Origin of the sequence: Bradyrhizobium genomosp. III (assembly GCF_000261705.1) — a bacterium.
Lineage (GTDB): Bacteria > Pseudomonadota > Alphaproteobacteria > Rhizobiales > Xanthobacteraceae > Bradyrhizobium > Bradyrhizobium ottawaense.
The window spans coordinates 1-18,606 of sequence record NZ_AJQF01000523.1; the positions used below are offsets into that span (position 1 = coordinate 1).

Annotated in this window: 9 protein-coding genes and 6 pseudogenes; 5 read left to right on the forward strand and 10 right to left on the reverse strand. The window is 58.6% G+C overall.

What is annotated here, in order from left to right; all coding sequences use genetic code 11:
• Together tnpC and IC66_RS47410 are read right to left on the reverse strand one after the other, a co-directional pair.
• A pseudogene (gene tnpC, locus IC66_RS44480) lies at window positions 1-588 on the reverse strand (IS66 family transposase); the annotation flags it as partial.
• A gap of 85 nt (window positions 589-673) precedes the next feature.
• A complete protein-coding gene (locus IC66_RS47410; RefSeq protein WP_026312792.1) occupies window positions 674-1,162 on the reverse strand; it encodes a hypothetical protein in 489 nt (162 codons plus the stop codon).
• A gap of 505 nt (window positions 1,163-1,667) precedes the next feature.
• Here IC66_RS47410 and IC66_RS46865 point away from each other — a divergent pair.
• Window positions 1,668-1,865: pseudogene (locus IC66_RS46865) on the forward strand (transposase); the annotation flags it as partial.
• Between the two features lie 954 nt (window positions 1,866-2,819).
• On the opposite strand, the gene IC66_RS0140540 reads toward IC66_RS46865, so the two are convergent.
• From IC66_RS0140540 to IC66_RS0140555, 4 genes and pseudogenes are all read right to left on the reverse strand, one after another.
• Window positions 2,820-3,035, reverse strand: a complete 216-nt coding sequence (locus IC66_RS0140540; protein ID WP_038937322.1) for a hypothetical protein — start codon at window positions 3,033-3,035, stop codon at window positions 2,820-2,822.
• Window positions 3,036-3,624: 589 nt separating this feature from the next.
• Window positions 3,625-3,930: pseudogene (locus IC66_RS0140545) on the reverse strand (HigA family addiction module antitoxin).
• A 51-nt stretch (window positions 3,931-3,981) separates the two neighbouring features.
• The gene (locus IC66_RS48785) at window positions 3,982-4,281 is read right to left on the reverse strand and encodes a type II toxin-antitoxin system RelE/ParE family toxin (RefSeq protein ID WP_223153755.1); all 300 of its coding nucleotides are present in this window, start codon (window positions 4,279-4,281) and stop codon (window positions 3,982-3,984) included.
• A gap of 787 nt (window positions 4,282-5,068) precedes the next feature.
• The gene (locus IC66_RS0140555; RefSeq protein WP_018647864.1) at window positions 5,069-5,515 is read right to left on the reverse strand and encodes a tyrosine-type recombinase/integrase; all 447 of its coding nucleotides are present in this window, start codon (window positions 5,513-5,515) and stop codon (window positions 5,069-5,071) included.
• Window positions 5,516-5,855: 340 nt separating this feature from the next.
• Between IC66_RS0140555 and IC66_RS0140560 the strand changes: the two genes are divergently transcribed.
• Together IC66_RS0140560 and IC66_RS0140575 are read left to right on the forward strand one after the other, a co-directional pair.
• Window positions 5,856-6,212 carry a hypothetical protein gene (locus IC66_RS0140560; protein ID WP_028182256.1) on the forward strand — a complete coding sequence of 119 codons (357 nt, stop codon included), beginning with the start codon at window positions 5,856-5,858 and terminating at the stop codon, window positions 6,210-6,212.
• Window positions 6,213-7,051: 839 nt separating this feature from the next.
• Window positions 7,052-7,285, forward strand: coding sequence for a cold-shock protein (locus IC66_RS0140575; RefSeq protein ID WP_038951274.1), 234 nt, complete (start codon window positions 7,052-7,054; stop codon window positions 7,283-7,285).
• A 320-nt stretch (window positions 7,286-7,605) separates the two neighbouring features.
• On the opposite strand, the gene glmS is transcribed toward IC66_RS0140575, so the two are convergent.
• Window positions 7,606-9,432, reverse strand: coding sequence for a glutamine--fructose-6-phosphate transaminase (isomerizing) (gene glmS / locus IC66_RS0140580; RefSeq protein WP_038951275.1), 1,827 nt, complete (start codon window positions 9,430-9,432; stop codon window positions 7,606-7,608).
• A 1,332-nt stretch (window positions 9,433-10,764) separates the two neighbouring features.
• On the opposite strand from glmS, the gene gmd reads away from it, so the two are divergent.
• Window positions 10,765-11,850 (forward strand): GDP-mannose 4,6-dehydratase, encoded by a 1,086-nt coding sequence (gene gmd / locus IC66_RS0140585; RefSeq protein WP_014498053.1) that lies wholly within the window; start codon window positions 10,765-10,767, stop codon window positions 11,848-11,850.
• A pseudogene (gene fcl / locus IC66_RS0140590) lies at window positions 11,822-12,830 on the forward strand (GDP-L-fucose synthase). Before gmd ends, fcl begins: the two are co-directional and overlap by 29 nt.
• A gap of 274 nt (window positions 12,831-13,104) precedes the next feature.
• Here fcl and IC66_RS0140595 read toward each other — a convergent pair.
• The 3 genes and pseudogenes from IC66_RS0140595 to panB form a co-directional block, all read right to left on the reverse strand.
• Entirely contained in the window at window positions 13,105-16,221 is a 3,117-nt protein-coding gene (locus tag IC66_RS0140595) for an efflux RND transporter permease subunit (protein ID WP_028144221.1), read from the reverse strand.
• Window positions 16,222-16,731: 510 nt separating this feature from the next.
• A pseudogene (gene panC / locus IC66_RS49160) lies at window positions 16,732-17,597 on the reverse strand (pantoate--beta-alanine ligase).
• Window positions 17,551-18,437 (reverse strand): annotated as a pseudogene (panB, locus tag IC66_RS44505) (3-methyl-2-oxobutanoate hydroxymethyltransferase). Before panB ends, panC begins: the two co-directional pseudogenes overlap by 47 nt.
• Between the last annotated feature and the right edge of the window lie 169 nt (window positions 18,438-18,606).

Here is an 18,606-nt window from a genome sequence, read left to right on the forward strand (position 1 = left end):
ATCGATGCTCACGATCCGTGAAATCCGCAGTCTGCAGCAGTGTTGCGATGGTCGCCCAGGTTCGTCCGCCGCCGTCGCTGCCCGCGAACAGGCTATTCTTTCTTGTAATTGTCTGCGGTCTGATGGCGCGCTCGACGATGTTGGAGTCGAGCTCGATGCGGCCGTCGAGCAGGAAGCGTTCGAAGATGGCACGGCGCGAGACAGCATAGCGGATCGCCTCGGCCAGTTTGATTTGCCGGAGATCCGCCGCAAGGTCTGCTGCCAGAGATCGAAGAGATCTGCGACGACAGCCGCGGAGGCTTGCTGGCGCGCGGCAACGCGGGCGTCGGGGCTTTGACCGCGCACGGTCTTCTCGACCTGCCAGAGCTTCGCCATCCGCTCGAGCGTCGCCGTTGCCACTTCCGAGCTCCCTGCAACATGCAGCTCATAGAACTTGCGCCGGCTGTGTGACCAGCAGCCGGCCAACGTGATGCCATCATCGCCGCGATCGGATCGCGCGAGCTTGTTATAGGCGGCGTAGCCATCCACTTGGAGGATGCCGCGATAGCCATTGAGATGCCGGACGGCGCATTCGCCGGCGCGGCTAGGTGAACTCGCCTTGCTGGTCCTAGGCGCTACAGCGAAATCTGGCCATCTTAGCGCTCCTGCTGCGGCGAGGGCGGCGGCACCTCGGTCAAAGTGTCGGCGTCGCGGTCGTAAGCGCGTAGTAAACGCTGGCCTGGCCTCGCCGGCGGCGCAGCCGGCGGACGTTGTCGAAGCCCTGCCCCAAGTGGGGCGGCACTGGATCGCCGGCCGCGTGCTCTGCGCAGCGGGTTTCGAGCCACCCTTTGTTGGCATGCAGCCGGCCTTCCGCGCCGCAAATCTCGCAGGTGCAGGCGGAGCGGGCGACGGCCAGGTCAACTGCATGGCCGATCGCGGACTCGGTGGACTTCGAGGCTTCGGTGTCCCAGTCGACGAGCAGGATGCCCATCTTCTGCTTGATGCGGACGAATTCGAAGGTCTCGCCGTCGCGGAGCGCGACTTCGATCCTGCGACAGAGCCGGACCAGGATATCCTGCCACCCTCGCTCGCAGTGCGGGTAGCCGAACGAGCGACTAGGCTCCTCGGCCGTCGTGAGGAACAGACGCGGGTGCCACAGCATGAGGTCGCGGCGCCAATCCATGTCATTACTTCCCCATCTCATTACTCCCGACCTCCAGGCTGGAGGGGCGATATCGACAAGAACATCGTTCGCGCGATCGTACCGCCTGCAGGTGACCTTATGACCGACGACGCGCTGCAGAATGCAGATGTTCTCCAGCCCCGGACCCCTCTCGACGGCCGTGCCCTGGGCATGAGTCTCGCAGCGGATGCCATCCCCCTCCGAGCTCGATCTCGATGGTGAGGTCCGCAGCAGGTGAGCGCGCGCGGAGAATCGCGATGCACATGGCGCAGATGGGCGCGGGCCGCGCCGATACGCCGGTGGAGGGGGCGCCGCTCGATCGAGTTCGACCCGCGTGACCTCGGGATACTCGAGCCCATCACGGAGGCGGCCGCCAGCTACTAACTCGAGCTCTCGGCTCTGGAATAACATCGGCCTGCCCGCACTTCGTGCTCCCGGTGCCGCTGTCCCGATGGTCGCACCATACTCCACGATGTAGAACACCGCAGCGGGAACGTTGGCACCGAGACATCTCACCAATTTGCTCGATCACCTCAACGAGGAGATCAGGCGGCGAACCTATGTCGTGCGAATCCTCCCCAATGCCGAGAGCTGTTTAAGGCTGGTACGGGCGCTGACCGTCGAGCGCCATGAGGCCTGGCTCGAGGACCATCGCCATCTAAACATGGATCTGCCGAAGGAGCACAAGGAGGCGCTACGCCGGCGGCCTGACGATGCTCAGGCCCACCAAGGGGATGCACGCCCCCCTCTCCGCCGCCGTCGCTCGCCAGGGCTACGCTTTTGCGCAAGCGAGCGACGGCGGCTCCGAGGGGATGGCTCGGCCGGATCCCATAATCGATTTTGCTGAACTTGACGCACAGAACTGCCGATCCGGGCCGTCGTCGTGGTGCGGCTGCCGCTGATCGTAAGCGAGCCGAACGCCTTTCGTCTGCGGCCTGAACGTCTTTATTGTCTCCACGGCAAGCGGCCCCGTGGGCCGCTTTTCGTTTTGTGAATGGGCGCGCAGTCTCGTCAGCTTTCAGTAAGCTAGTCCCAATAATTGGTTGTTGGGTTTAGCGGGGGTGGCACGGACATTGCTGTGGTTTCCAGAGCAGTGGGGTGGAGTGTCACCTTCCGCTAAACTCACCAGCAGTGCGGATGCGGCAGGTGCTTCAACTCAGCCCCCCTGGTCGGTCGGCACCGTGTCGCGCCCACTGCTTCTAAATCACGGGCCATTCCCGGTTCTGTAAGTTACGCTCGTTCTGCGAGCGATGACCTCCCGGTCAGCTTCTTCCGCTGCTTTGAGGCTGGCCGTGTGGGGGTTAGCGGCGCGTGGCAGGGACAGCGCTTCCCCTGTGTATGCGTGGGGGTTACTTGAGCGCCGAGTCACGTGACCGCTAACTATCGGCAGTGCGGGCGGGGCAGGGACAGCGTCCGCTCCGGCGCAACCGAACGGCGCCGAGTCTCACCCGCACTGCCTGCGATCTGAGGCTGATCCCCGAGCCCCGCGAGGCTGCAACCCCGGTTCTGGTAGTTGTGCCACGGCTTTTTGCGATGAATGTATCCCACCGTCAGCTTCTTCCGCTGTTTGAGGCTGGCGCGTGGTAGGGAGAGCGCTTTTTCTCCAAGCGGGCGCCGAGCCACGTGGCCGCTAACGTTCCCGCTGTTTAGGTCGCGGCTACCACCTTGAGCGGCCTGTCGACCCGGGACCGGTATGATCCTTTAGGCCATCGATCACCTTGAGCGCCACTTCGAGTTCATCTCGAAGATGCTTCGTAATCCGCAGTCCGCTCGCAAGCTCCTCGCGGCTGATTTCCGCGCCGTGGGCGACTTTTTGTTCTAGGTCGCGTATAGCGTGGTCGATCTTGTGCAGCGAGAACGTGCCAAGCATCATTTGGCTCCGTCCACGATTAAGGGTCGGTCATCCGGCCGCGCGGGTAGGACCCACAACGTAAAAATGCGTCCACTACATGGTTGAGTAAAGCGGGTGGCGTTGGGGGAAAATCTTTTCCCATCTCGCGTCTGAGCGCCTCGAATTCGGCTAAGGTCGAAAGAGGGCACTCCGCCACCGCGTCCATTTTTGAGCAGATAACTTCAACCCGGAATCGCCGAGCGGCCAGCTGCTCTTCAGTTCGCTGTGGCCCGTAGGTGTCTTCTGCCGGGGTATGGCTTGGCCTACGGGCGTAGTCCGTGAATGCTTGGATTGCCGCCCCCACATCGGTCCTAGGCACGGCGGTTACTCCTATGAGCGGAGCCAGCTCGAACAGTTGCGGGCCGAGCGCTTCAATATGACATGCACGCGGGGCGCGGCACCCCACCGGTACTGGTAGGTGCTCTCCAGTTCTTCTCCACCATACAATGGTAGCACCTTGGGGAATTTGAACCTCTCGGGCGTAAAGGTGGCCAGCCCCTGTCTTCGAGGACGGGCTGGCTACCATCGCTTGCGACACCGTTTGGGCGACCCCGCACCCGGACTCGTCGCCCTAAGCCGGTTCCAGCATCTTGATCTCGCTGACATCAACTTCGCGTCGGCGTGCCACGCATCGGGGGCTGCCTGCAAACGAAGCTAGATGGCCGGGCCGTTGCCGACCGGCTTTCCAATCCGGGCGGCCACGTTCGGACTGACCGGCTTCTTCTCCGCGAGGATGTCGTGCAGATGCTGCCTGGAATCCCAGCGCTTCTGCAATCTCGGTCTTAGACTTCCTGATGTACTGTAGAATTTCATCAAGGACGGCGCCCGGATGAGACGGGCAGCGGTTAGGATCGCGCTTAGCCTTCTGCTCTGCCATTGATGCTCTCCAGCATGTCGGAGCCCTCATGGCTTATTCGGTATTCTGCGTTCAGTGGTACTGGTCAAAGTCAACCTTGAATGCATCGCCTCCTTCAAACTCGAATGTGATGCACCACGGGCCATTGATGTGAATCGTGTAGCGCACGGACTTTCCGGCCAGCTTGTGGAAATCGTTGCCTGTCAGCTTCAGTTCGGAACTGTTGACGGCTTCGTTGAGCGTATCGAGACGAACTCCTATAGCGCGACAATCAGGATGAGAGCGCGATGCGCTTGTGCATTCTCTTGTCGACGCAGCCGGTTCGCCGCTAGTGGCGCGGCCATACTGCCTAAGATCACAACTGATCGCCAAGCGCTGGCTACGACCAATCCTGGTAGTTGTGATAGGGGCGTTCGCCGAATATGCATCCCGGTTAGCTTCTTCCGCTGCTTGGGCTGACCATGGTGAAGTTAGCGGTGAGTGGTAGGGACAGCGCTTCCTCGGTTCACGTCAAAGCGCCGAGTCACGTGCAGCTATCTACTGTGGGTCCGAATGGGCGGTGACAATCAACACTCGAAATCTTCGGCAGATCACAGCCCTGCGGTCGCAAGCGCTTGAGGTGCTTGCAGCCAATCAGGCCCGGGCCGCCGATCAGTCTTTGAGCCCGGCAGATCGCCAAGTCGCGACGTTTGATGCCGAGGAGGCTCAGGCAGTGTTGGGCATACTCGATAGCGTGAAACTCAACCTGGGCCGAAGGAGGCAGGCAAGATCGCTGCACGCATACGCGCTCTTCTAGAGGGCGTCTCGTGGGCGCTGGCGTGTTTGGTGCCTGATCATGATTCGGTTCCCCGTCAAACCAAAACTCAGATACTACAGTGGCCTGAACCGAAAGTTGCAGCGCAAAAAAGCGGGTTTATAACGCGGTTGCGCATCGCGCCGCCAATCACCTTAATACCCAGATCGCGAACAATGAGAGCGACACCCAGCAATATATGTTCGCTAACATCGCTTACGATATCGGCGCTTCGACGGATGACGTGCGATCTGCCCTTTCAAACGGCGGGTACAACGGCGTAACATTCATGGGCATTAGCGCAGAGGAGCGGACAGCACTGGCTCGATACAGACGAGAGGGGAGCTGAAGTGTCGCAGAAGTTTGCTAACCGGTGATTGTGATTAAATGCTTTTCAATCCGCTGGAATCGCTTCTCGCTTCTCTTCGAACATATGCCATCGCGCATAGACGCATGAACGATGGTCGCGGCTGTACGCCTGAGGTCATGGGGCGTAAAGGCTACCAGCTCATTGTCTTCCAACAAGCGCCGCACAGCCTGGCTCATACAGTGGCTCGCAAGCACCCCAACGCTTTCGAAGCGACTGGCAACGACGGGTCTGTTGCCTTGGTCCTCTCCCTTCTCTGGCTTGCCGATCTCCAAGGCCGCCTCGATCAACTTGACGGCAGTCGGGAAGAGCGGGACTGTGTGCTCCGCTTTCTTGTTCTTCGTCCGTACAGCGGGAATGATCCAGTGGGGCTTTTCCCCGTGTAGGCCGTGAAGCTCGGAACGCATCATGCTCGCGACTTCGCCCCGGCGCTGGGCTGTCAGCAATACGGACTTTCAGCGCCAAGCGCGTTCCATCCGTGATGCCCGCTTCCTCATCGTTGAGGATCGCAAAGAAGGCTTCAGTTCGTCGAGTGTTAGAACGCGGTCCTTCTCGACTTCCTTGCCACCAACTTTCTTCATGCCGTGCAGGAAATTCTCAGTCAAATCTCGCGGTCGTTCGCATACCCCGCAAATGGTGCGGATATCCGCTTAAGCAATCCCGATGAGCAAGTGCTACCAAATGAGATAGGTTCGACATGTTGCCGGTTGTGGTACTTTCCGAAGCTCTTGGTCGGATCTAGACCACGCAGCGAGCTGCGATCCTGTTTAGACGGAGAGACGTTGAATGACCGCGAGAAGTCCCGAATACGAGAAACGCGAACGGAAGACCCATCCAGAGCCCGAACGGGCCGCCCAGGCTTCAGCCTCTGAAGCGGGAGGCACCACGCACGATGTTGGAGAATCAGCGAGGGCTGCATCAAGCCATTCATTTGCGTCTCCGGAATGGAAAAAATCCCTCGAAGAGACAACAGACCTGTTCGCTGCGGCGTTGAAGGACGGGTCAAAGCTGGCTGCTTCCTCTCTGCACGCTCAGGTCAATCTTCTGAAGAATCTTGCCAATTCCAAAACTCCCTCGGACGTGATGAAGTGCCATCTGGATTTCGCGGAGCAGTTCTGGTCGAAATCGTTCAGCAAAGGCTGAGAGATAAGATCATTTAGAGCGGGCCGTCATCTGCGGCTAGCTGAGCAATTCGCCAAGCGTGAAATAGGGTCGATGGCGCTCTATTACCTCCGAGGTGAACGCACCTTTGGCAAGCCTGACAATCACCCCAGTCCAGCTTCGCTACTTGCTCGACTACCCATGCGAATGCTCCTCCTCGTGAGGCTCAGTGATTCTGAGATGGAGATGGTCGAGCTCGTGATTGCGTAGTTTTCGAGCCTCAATCGCGCACGGCGTGTTGGAGAACGGGTGCGCGTCCGAAGGGAGACGATCGATTAAAAGGCCCGCTTGCCTGCTGTTCAATACGCCAGCGAAATTTCTGTGTGCTTAGCAGGTCGGATGAATGCCGCCATCGCGTACAGGCCGGGCGTGCAAGCGAATGCGCTGGGCCGTGATGGGCAGCACGTTGTCGGGGCAATTTGGCGGCGCGAGCGTGAGCCTGCAGTCCGAAGTTCGGCGGGACCAACTGGGACGGACAGTGCCCCCGTCGGCCATCAGTTTTCAGACCAAAGCGAACACCTTGACCCTGTAGCCCGCCACGAAGCGCCTGCAGAATCTCCGATTCTCGATTCGGCACGACCCTTGCTCGGTCCTGGGCAGCATCACCGAGTCTCCAGATGCGGTAATGTTAGGGGCGGGCTCGTCGCTTCTAGCGCCTGGTCCGCCCCGCCGGTTTGCTGTGAGGCGAGGTGAGTCAGGATGTTCAAGTGGTGGCGCTCATCTTCGCTCGCGCTCGTCGCCGCCGAGTTAGGAACGGAAAGTGCACCCGCAGCTCCGGAGTAGTAGGCGGCGATATCGAGCCGCAAGACCGTGGAACAAACATGCGCACCGGAACAGTAGTGTCGTACAGCGTTGAAAAGGGCTGCGGGTTCATTCGGCCTGACTATGGCGACGGCAAGGATTTGTTCGTGCACATATCGGACCTTCGCGGCTGCGCAGGGGCTGATCTGGTGTCCGGCACGCGCGTGACTTTCGGTATTCGTTTCAATAAACAGCGCTCGAAGTACAGAGCCGTCGAAGTCAGGCTGCGCGCTCCGGGGCATGGCGACCAGTGAATCCGATTGATGGCGACCACCATTTCCGATCGATGACGACCACCTGTTCCGGTCGATGGCGACCAGGGCAACAGGGCTGTGGACGGGCGTGATGAACGCCGTCCCAGTCGTGCAACATCCCGGATCGCCCCTAGGCTAGTCGATTCTGCTATACGAGGCTGATGGCAGCATCAGCTAAGTTCACCAAAACCGCACGACAGCTACGAGCGACCCGGATTGGGAACTTGTCGGATTCCGTCCCCGCAGAACCTAGGCCACCAAACCCGCGCCGAATGGCTCGAGGCCGAGACCTCAATGCTTTGATACTAACTTCTCCAGCCTCATTCCACCGTGACCGATTTTGCAAGATTACGCGGCTGATCCACGTCCGCCCCCCTTGCGACCGCGGTATGGTAAGCCAAGAGCTGGACCGGAATGGCATAGACCAGCGGCGTAAAGCTTGCGACCATTGCCGGCAGCACGATGGTCAGGAGCGTGTCTACCATCGCTTCAGACGCACCCTTCGCATCGGTGATCAGGATGATCTTGCCGCCCCGAGCGGCCACCTCTTGCATGTTAGAGACGGTCTTCTCGAAGACCTCGTCGTAAGGCGCGATCACCACCACAGGCACAGCCTCATCGATCAGTGCGATCGGGCCGTGCTTGAGCTCGCCGGCGGCGTAGCCCTCTGAGTGGATATAGGAAATTTCCTTCAACTTGAGCGCGCCCTCCAAGGCCAAGGGGGCCGATGTGCCACGACCGAGATAGAGTACTGTCCTCGCGCCGGCGATATAACGCGCGAGCTTCTCAATCTGGGGCTCGACCAACAGGGCCGCAGCAATCAATCGCGGCACCTCAATGAGCTCGCGCACGAGCTGCGATTCATCGATTTCAGACAGCTTACGCCGCTCCTTAGCTGCTCTGACGGCAAGCACCCCCAATACCATCAGCTGGCAGATAAATGCCTTGGTGGAAGCGACGCCGATTTCTGGCCCTGCCAGGGTAGGCAAAACGGATTCGCTCTCGCGCGCAATCGTCGACGTCGGTACATTAACCACAGATATCGTATGCAAGCCCTTGCCCTTGGCGTATCGCAAGGCAGCTAATGTGTCAGCGGTTTCGCCCGATTGCGAGATGACTATTGCGAGATCGCCTCGGCGCAAAGGCGCCTCCCTGTAGCGGAATTCAGAGGCTACATCGACGTCGCAAGGCAAACGCGCGAGCCTCTCGAACCAGTATTTGGCGATGTGCCCAGCGTAGCTAGCCGTGCCGCACGCAGTAATTGAAATGCGCTGAATGCAATTAAAGTCGAAGGGCAACGCGAGCGGCAGGGCGACGCGTTTGGCCGCAACATCGAGATAATGCGCCAATGTCTTGCCGGCCACTGTCGGCTGCTCGTGAATTTCTTTGGCCATGAAGTGGCGGTAATTCGCTTTGTCCACAAGGAGCGCTGATACGCCAGATTTTGATGTTTCCCGCTGGACGATAGAGCCGTCTGCACCATAAATCACGCACGTTGCGCGCGTAAGCACGGCCCAGTCGCCGTCTTCAAGGTAGGTGACGGTGTCGGTCAAAGGTGCGAGCGCAATTGCGTCCGAGCCTAGATACACTTCGCCGCGACCATGTCCGATCGCGAGCGGCGAGCCCTTGCAAGCACCGATCAAAAGATCGTCGTTCGCTTTGAAAAGGAATGCCAACGCGAAGGCACCACGCAGTCGCGGCAGTGACGCCTGTACCGCATCCTGCGGCGAGTAGCCATTCTTGAGATAGGAATCGACGAGATGCGCCACTACCTCGGTGTCCGTCTCCGAGTTAAAGCCGGCTCCATTCCGCTCCAACTCGGCTCGCAGCTCGCGGAAATTCTCAATGATCCCGTTATGAACGACCGCGACATTCTCCGTCGCATGCGGATGAGCATTGCTTTCGGTCGGCTTTCCATGAGTCGCCCAGCGGGTGTGACCGATGCCAGCATGCCCCGACGGCGGACAATAGCGCAGCTGCTCCTCAAGGTTCCTCAGCTTACCTTCGGCGCGGCGGCGCTCGATCCGGACTCCTTCGAGAGTTGCGAGGCCCGCGGAATCGTAGCCACGATATTCCAATCGCCTGAGCGACGCGACCAACTTATCAACGACCGGACCACGGCCCAAAATGCCAACAATTCCACACATATCAATCCATGCAGCCCAGCTTCAAGAAGTCTGACGTTCCTCCAACAGGAGCACCGTCGCAAACTTCGTTTGCCCAAAGGTAACAGGTTTAGGTTCGGGATTTTCAGCGGGCGCCGTTATCACCGCCGCATTCTCTGGCCTCATTTAGATCTCCCGGCCATCATCGCTTCGCCCAGCTAGATTCCGCTTTTGGCTGGCCGATCGAAGAAACACTGCGATGCCATCGCCATTGGCGTGACTGCCTGAAGCAGAATCAGATGCGCTAGTGCGCCTGCACGGCGCATCCAAGTCCGCCCAAACAGGCTCGCTCGACGGCCTCACTAACTGTCGCCGGCGCAACAAGCCGCTGCCAAGATGTATCAAATAGTCTCGCTCCATAGATTGAGGGCATTCGAACAGAACGGAAAGCCAATTATCCTACGGTGAAGCAGGTTATCTTGCTTGGCTCACTCTCACCGAGGAGCCATTTCAGGACGCAGTTTGTGTTCTCAGAAGAAGCGAGAAGCGATGCCAGCTTGCCGGGCACGGTCAATATGGCAACAACTGAGTCCTCGCGTCTCACTAATCATTCTCCCGGGCGAGTGACGCTTCGTCTGGGCTTCGCTCCATTTCAGACAGAAAGATGAGATCTGCCCACGTTCCGCATAGTCCCTGCTCATCTCTTTGCGCAGCTGCTCCCGACTTGCTGGAAACACACTTGCGATGAGGGTTTAAGAGACTTTTCATGATTGGACAGAGGCAACTTATGCCCGGTCAAGTTAGAGGACTGGCATCAAAGCTCCATTGTACGAACGTAAGATTTCGATATCGAAACGTTACAAAGTCTATACCAACGTTTGCCTTTCTTTCTCATTCTGTTTTGCATCAGGCCGTCCATTGCCTACCCGCAATTAGCAAAGCGGCGCTGATTATGAGCCGCGAAGGCTACGTCTTCTAGTCGGAAGTCTCACCACGTCACTCTTCCGCGCCATGAGGGACCAAACGGAAAACATACCTGCGCGCGTGGAAAGATAAGGACCCCAGAAATATCGCGAGGAGGCAAAGCGCCCCCGAGCGCGTCTAACAGGGCCTACCATCCATCCCGCCTGCTTGGGATCGTCGCCGTTGCGAGGGTTCGCTCGACTTTCATCTTTGAAGCTCATGCGCCGGCATCATTCAGTCCACCTAAATCAATGTATATGGTGTGTTTTCCTGAGTCCGGTGTATGACTTGGCTTGCCGAGCGTATCCTTTAATTGCGATGGAGCGCGCATCCGCATATCGATCTTTTCGAGAAGCGGCTTCGCAATGATTTCTCAGAGTGCAGCTCTTTCCGGTGCAACTAAGGAAGACCATGACGGTTCGCAACTCAAAGGGGCGTGTCGCTCTCATCACCGGCGTGACCGGTCAGGACGGCGCCTATCTCGCCGAATATTTGCTGTCGCTCGGCTATGTCGTGCACGGCATCAAGCGGCGCTCGTCCTCGTTCAACACCGCGCGCGTCGATCACCTCTATCAGGACCCGCATGTCGGCAACGTTCCGTTCCTGATGCACTATGGCGACATGACGGATTCGACCAATCTGATCCGCCTGGTGCAGCAGATCCGGCCGACCGAGATCTACAATCTCGCAGCTCAAAGCCACGTCGCCGTCAGCTTCGAGAGCCCGGAATACACCGCCAATGCCGACGCCATCGGCGTGCTGCGCCTGTTGGAAGCGATCCGCATCCTCGGCATGGAGAAGGAGACGCGGTTCTACCAGGCCTCGACCTCCGAGCTCTACGGCCTGGTGCAGGAGATCCCGCAGAAGGAGACGACGCCGTTCTATCCGCGCTCGCCCTACGGCGTTGCCAAGCTCTACGGCTACTGGATCACGGTGAACTACCGCGAAGCCTACGGCATGTTCGCGTCGAACGGCATCCTGTTCAACCATGAGAGCCCGATCCGCGGCGAGACCTTCGTGACCCGCAAGATCACCCGCGGCGTCGCGCGTATCGAGGTCGGGCTGGAACAGACGCTCTATCTCGGCAATCTCGAAGCCAAGCGCGACTGGGGCCATGCCAGGGACTATGTCGAGGGCATGCACAAGATCCTGCAGGCCGACAAACCCGACGACTTCGTGCTCGCCACCGGCGAGATGCGCTCGGTGCGCGAGATGGTCGAGCTGTCCTTTGCCCATGTCGGCCGTCGCATCGCCTGGCGCGGCAAGGGCGTCGAGGAGACCGGCGTCGACGAGACGAGCGGCAAGATTGTGGTGAAGATCGATCCGACCTATTTCCGTCCGACCGAGGTCGATCTTCTCGTCGGCGACGCCAGCAAGGCGCGCGAGGTGCTCGGCTGGACGCCGAAGCGCAGCTTTGCCCAGCTCGTCGAGGAGATGATGACGAGCGATCTGGCGGAGACAAAACGTGATGCGGCCAGTGGCAAACGCACCGTTTGAGCTGAGGGGCAAGAGCGTCTACGTCGCCGGCCATCGCGGCATGGTCGGAGCCGCGCTGGTGCGCCGGCTGGCACGGGAGGAGGTGCGGCTCGTCACGGTCGACCGGCGCGAGGTCGATCTCTGCAACCAGGCCGCCGTGTTCGACTGGTTCGCCAGGACGCGGCCGCAAGTGATCTTCCTCGCCGCGGCCAAGGTCGGCGGCATCGTCGCCAACAACACGCTGCGCGCCGAGTTCATCTACGACAACATCGCGATTGCGGCGAACGTGATCCAGGCCGCGCATCAGAACGGCGCCGAGAAGCTAATGTTTCTGGGCTCGTCCTGCATCTATCCGAAGCTGGCGCCGCAGCCGCTGCGCGAGGATTCCGTGCTCACCGGTCCGCTGGAGCCGACCAACGAGCCCTATGCGATCGCCAAGATCGCCGGCATCAAGATGGCGGAGGCCTATCGCAGCCAGTATGGCAGCGACTTCATCAGCGTGATGCCGACCAATCTGTACGGCCCCGGCGACAATTATCACCCCGAGCTGAGCCACGTCGTCGCCGCGCTGATCCGCCGCTTCCACGAGGCGAAGGTTTCGGGAGCGAAGCGCGTCATCGTGTGGGGGCACCGGCACGCCCCGGCGCGAGTTCCTCTATGTCGACGACATGGCGGATGCCTGCGTGCACCTGATGAAGACCTATTCGTCGCCGGAACCGGTCAATATCGGCACCGGCGAGGACATCACCATCGCCGATTTAGCACTGATGGTCGCGGCCGCCGTCGGCTTTCGCGGTGAAATCAGCTTGGATACGTCGCGCCCGGACGGAACGCCGCGCAAGCTGCTGGATGTTAGTCGGCTGTCCAGACTCGGCTGGCGAGCCACCACCTCGCTCACGGAAGGCATTCAGCTGGCATACCGGGTGTTTTGCGCTGAGAGAGACGGACGGCTCCAGAGTGATCTGCTCGTTCTCGACAAGGCAGCCTGCATCACCGGCTAGATCATATCGAGCAATGTTCCGAAGGGGCTGAGCCTTGCGATGATCTGTCAGCCCTCCTTTTTGATCAAGAGAGCACCGATTCTCCTTTGGTCGAGCTTGGGCGTCAGGTCTCCGTGAATACCCGGCGCCGCTTAAACCTGGGGCGGCAGCAGCGGATCTCCGACTGTTAACCGCCGAAAAGATGCGCCCAGTTTGGCACCAAGCACGCGAAGTTCTCGATGTGTAAAGAACCGTGAAGTGGTCCTAAGCTCCTTCGCGCGTCACACTAGCAAACCTAGATGATTTGATGGTCATGCTTTGTTACCTCGGCATCAGCAGCGCTGGTGAAGTCGCGCTCGGCGAGGTTCGCGCGGACGACACCCCCATTACCACGGTGATCGGACGCGATCGCGACATAGACCGCCGGGAGCACGAATAGCGTGATCAGCGTGCCCGCAGACATGCCAGCGGCGAGAACGAGTCCGATCGAGAACCGGCTCGCGGCGCCAGCTCCGGTTGCCGTCAACAAGGGTATGAAGCCCGTGACCATTGCCGCCGTGGTCATCAAGATTGGGCGCAGTCGGACACGCGCCGCCATCTCTATAGCCGAGCGACGGTCAAATCTCTCCTTGAACTGCAGCTCATTGGCGAACTCAACCATTAGGATGCCGTGCTTTGAAATCAACCCGACCAGTGTCAACAGTCCAACCTGGGTGTAGATGTTCATGGTCGCCCAGCCGAGGAACGGCGGAATCAAGGCGCCGACCATTGCCATCGGCACGCTGATCATGATGATGAGCGGATCGCGCAGACTTTCGAACTGCGCCGAAAGCACTAAGAATATGATGATGAGGGCAAATGCGAAGGTAATCGCCAATTGATTACCCTCGTGCACGTACTGGCGGGCGTCGGCCAGGAAGTCGTAACTGAAGCCCGGGGGCAGTTTCTTCGCCTCGGCTTCTAGGAAATCCACGGCCTGTTCGATCGTGACGCCGGGCATCGGCACGGCCTGAAAGGTCGCGCAGTTGAGCTGGTTGTAGTGGGTGAGCGCATTCGGATCGGTCGCAGTCTCGGTGGAGACTACGGTAGACAGCGGAAGCATCGATCCCGTCGCAGTCTTCACATAATAGCTTCCGATTGATTGCGGCACTAGCCGTTCCTCTCGCGGCACCTGCGGGATCACCTCGTAGGAGCGGCCCTGCAGATTGAAGCGGTTGACGTAATTTCCCCCAAGTAAGGTGGCGAGCGCGTTACCGACGATCTGCATGGTGATGCCAAGCTCGTTAGCCTTCGATCGATCAACCTTGATTCGTACCACCGGCTGGTTGAACTCGAGGTCGGAGTCGCTCACCATGAAGAGGCCGCTCTTCTGCGCGGCATCCTTCAACTTTGACATCTGCTCGTGGATGGATTGAAAGCCAAGAGTCGAATTGATCACCATCTGGACTGGTAGGCCACCAGAACCGCCCGGCAGCGGAGGCAAGCTAAAGGCAAACGCGTTGATGCCTTCGATTTTGGATAGCTCGGCCTGAACAAGCGACTTTAGTACAATCGATGATCGCTTGCGTTCGTCCCAAGGCTTGAGCAACATGCCGGCCATGCCACTCTGCTGGCCGCCAATGCCATTGAACACGAAGCTCAAGTCAGTCTCTGGAACTTTTTTCAACGCGCTTTCAAGCTTGGTGCCATAATAGTCGAGGTAGTCGATATTGGCGTATTTCGGCGCCTTAGTTAGCGCGAATATGATACCTTGATCCTCCTCCGGCGCTAGTTCCTTGGAAATATGCATATAGAGAAAGCCGACAAGTCCCAACATGGTCAGCGCAAATAGGCCGGTAATTGGGCGATAGTCGAGCGAACGGTCGAGCTTGCGGCCGTACCATCGTGTTACGGCACTGAACCCGCGGTTCACAAGCCTTGCAAATCGTCCCCCCTTGGCGCGCCTCAGGAAGAGAGAGCACATCATGGGCGACAGCGTCAAAGCGACCACACCGGACACGATCACCGCTCCTGCCAGCGTGAACGCGAATTCGCGGAACAGGCCACCGGTGAGGCCGCCAAGGAATCCGATCGGGGCATATACCGCAGCCAAGGTAATCGTCATGGAGATAACCGGACCGACGATCTCGCGCGCGCCCCTTGTAGCAGCCTGTAGCGGAGCCGCTCCTTCTTCTAAATGGCGATGAATATTCTCCACCACCACGATTGCGTCGTCGACCACGAGGCCGATCGCGAGAACCATCGCAAGGAGCGTCAGGAGGTTGAATGAGAACCCCAGCGCCAGCATCATGCTGCAGACACCAACGAGAGACAACGGAATAGTAACCACAGGAATGATGACGGACCGCAGCGAGGCCAGGAAAAGAAAGATCACGACGACCACAACCACGACGGCCTCAATGAGCGTCTTCTTCACTTCGTCGATCGATGATTGAATAAACTTGGATGAGTCGTAGGCCACTTTCATCTTCAGCGGCGGCGGCAGGTTACGCTCCATTTCAGGAAACAGCGCCCGAACGCCTCGCACTATGTTTAGCGGATTGCCTTCCGGGCTCGCTTGCACGCCGACAAAGACCGCGTGGTCGCCGTTCATCGTGACGGTAGTGTCCGTCATCTGCGCGGCAAGTTCGACTACCGCAATGTCTTCCATGCGCACAAAGCCACCGTCATTCGCCTTGACAATCATACGCTTGAAATCGTCAACACTCCGCAAATCCGTATTTGCTGTGACATCGGAGATAGTGAAATAGCCCTTGGTCTGGCCTGCCGCAGCCTGGAAGTTGTTAGCTGCGATTGCAGCCGAAACTTCAGCCGGCGATATGCCATGCCCAGCCATTTTCGCAGGGTCTAGCCATAGCCGCATCGCAAAACTCTGGCCGCCTAGGATGTCAGCCGCTGAAACGCCGTCGACGGTTGAGATAACCGGTTGCACGACGCGCGTGAGGTAGTCGGTGATCGCACTGGCCGCTAGCTCATCGCTGGAGAAAGCGATATACATGACAGCATTCGTCTGACCGCTCGACTTCGTGACGACTGGATCGTTTGATTCCTTCGGGATCAGGTATTTGACTGAGTTGACCTTGGAGAGCACCTCCGTGAGCGCTTCGTTTGGATTGAAGTTCAGCTTGATGTAAACTAGAATAGTCGAGACACCAAGCATAGACGAGGAACTGATGTAGTCGACGCCTTCGGCGGACGCGACTGCTTGCTCCAGGGGAGTGGTGATGAACCCCTGGATCATGTCGGCCGAGGCGCCAGGATAGGCAGTCGTGATATTGATGACCGTATTGGTTAGCTTCGGATATTGCCGGATCGGCAGTAGGACCGCGGCGCGCAAGCCGATCAGCAAGATCAGGAAACTCACGACGATTGACAATACCGGACGTTTGATGAAAAGCGCGGTAAATGTCATGTCAACTCGTATTCGGGATTGGGATGTAAATCTGCCACCAACTTTAAGGCAATGGTCAGCAATGCGGCGACTGTGCTAGAGCCCCCGCTGTAGAGCTCGTGCCCTTTTTGCGTTTATCGGCGAAAGGCCCGACAAGAATAGTTGATTAGAACGCAACGACTTCTAGCCGGGCATTAGTTCAGGCTTCGCACTTCGACATCGGAATTACAAACGACCTGACCGGTACTCAACTCTACAAAGGTAAGTGAGTGATATAGCATCGGCTGCAAAGCACTATACCAAGGTTTATCGAGTTCGCCGCTGATCACCGTCGCAAGACTTGCGGAGTTGCTAAACACAAATTTTTAGCCCCGCATATTCAGTGCGCGCCCGCTATCGCTTCGCTAACTCGCCGAACAAAGCCGTCTCGGGGCTTGCCCTCTGCTGCCAGTTCGATATGCCTCTCGGAACAGTGCTTTGAGCGTTTCTGTCAGCTCAATAAGCTGCGCTCTGGCTTGTCCACGCCTTGCGCTACCGAGTTGGCAACGCCAATACCACTTTGTCGATCCGACGCGTTGAGCCAACGTAGGCGGCCGTACATAGCGCCGCGGGGAGTCGCAGTGGACTATCGGCGGTTTTGGGCGTGTCACCGTCGATAAGTCAAGATACTGCAATGTGTCAACCGCCTCCAAATGCCTTGGCAGCCGCAATCAGCTTTTGTACGTTGCACTCTCCAGACCGAAAATCATCGAGCGCCGCGGGCAGCCCCTGGTTGATTGCAAGGGCCTGCTGCGCGCTTCCTAGCTGAGATAGCGATTGCGACTACTCATGGCGGGCCCATCCTTTTCACGAACCGTCGGTACGGTGACGATCTCGATCGGGACATTGAGATCAACCACCATGCGACGCACGACTACGCATTGCTGAACATCCTTCTGGCCAAAAAAGCGACGTGGGGCTGCACCATGTTGAACAACTTGCAGACGACAGTCGCCACACCGCGAAAATGTCCGGGCCTGAAAGCGCCGCATAGAGGTTTCGCGAGGTCGCCAGGTCCAACAAAGGTTTCGAAATTGCTCGGATAGACTTCCTGTGCATCGGGCGCGAAGAGGATCGCAACACCAGATCCCGGCACAGTTCTTCATCGCGCAAGAAGTCGCGCAGATAGGTGCTGAGATCTTCATTTGCTCCGAACTGAGTGGGGTTAACGAAGATGCTGACGACGGTCACATCGCATTTTGCTTGGCTCGCTGCGATCAGCGCCAGGTGGCCATCGTGGAGATAGCCCACCGTCGGCACAATCCGGCCCTTTGATTGGCACTGCGGGATTTTGCGAGAGTGCGGCGAAGTTCAGCGACGCTCGTGATAATTTGAGGTGGATGGCGCCCAGTTGGCAATTGCCTCCCCAACGCCTTCGGGAAGCCGATAGGACTCTTGCGGGCCGGGGAACGCGCCACGGCGGACATCCGCTGCCCCGCGCGAAAGCGCATCATGGAACTGCTGAAAGCCTTCCGTATAGGCGGGAACGAATTTGGGGCGATGACCTTCGGTTTGGCCCAGCACGTCATGAAACAGAGCACCTGCTCTGAACAGTCTGGGCCCGAGCCGATTCCGATCGTCGGTATTGTCAAGGAATCGCTTACTCGAGCAGTAAGCTCAGCCGGAGTGCCCTCCAATACCAAAGCGAAACAGCTGGCCTCCTGCAGACGATGAGCATCATCGAGCAAACGCAGCGCTTCATCCACTTTGCGGCCCTGCACTTTGAAGCCGCCCATGACATTAACGCTCTGCGGAACAAGACCGAGATGACCCATCACGGGAATCTCGCAATCGACAATGGCACGCACCATCTCGATTCTTTTGCCACCGCCCTCGAGTCTCGCCGCAGCTGCTCCTCGCTGCAGAAATCCGCCAGCATTTCGTATGGTCTCCTCAACGCTGACGTGGAAGCTAAGAAAGGACATATCGGCGACGAGCAAGGCACGCGGTTTGCTGCGTACGGCGGCTTCGAGGTGATGGTTCATCATCGCAACACTTACTGGAGGCGTGTTTTCGAATCCAAGGCAGACGTTACCCCCGCTGTCACCGACGAGACTGATATCGATGGAAGGATCCGGGATAGGCGCCGCAACCGCGTCGTAGGCAGTCGTCATGACTAGACGCCGGCCGTCCTGCTTCCACCGCTGCAGGAGGGGAATTGTGATGCGGTCGACCGGTTGCTCCGAAACGCGACTCATTTGAACTCAGTTCGATTTTTAGCTGCGAACTGACAAAGCTTTGAACTTCAACCAACTCGCCGCCTATTGCAAAGTTATAGCGATCCCCAGCGCTCGAGTTGATCGAGTATCCCACGCGATCAGCAGTCTGGTTGCTAGGGTCTGTACCTAAATAGCGCCACGTGATTCT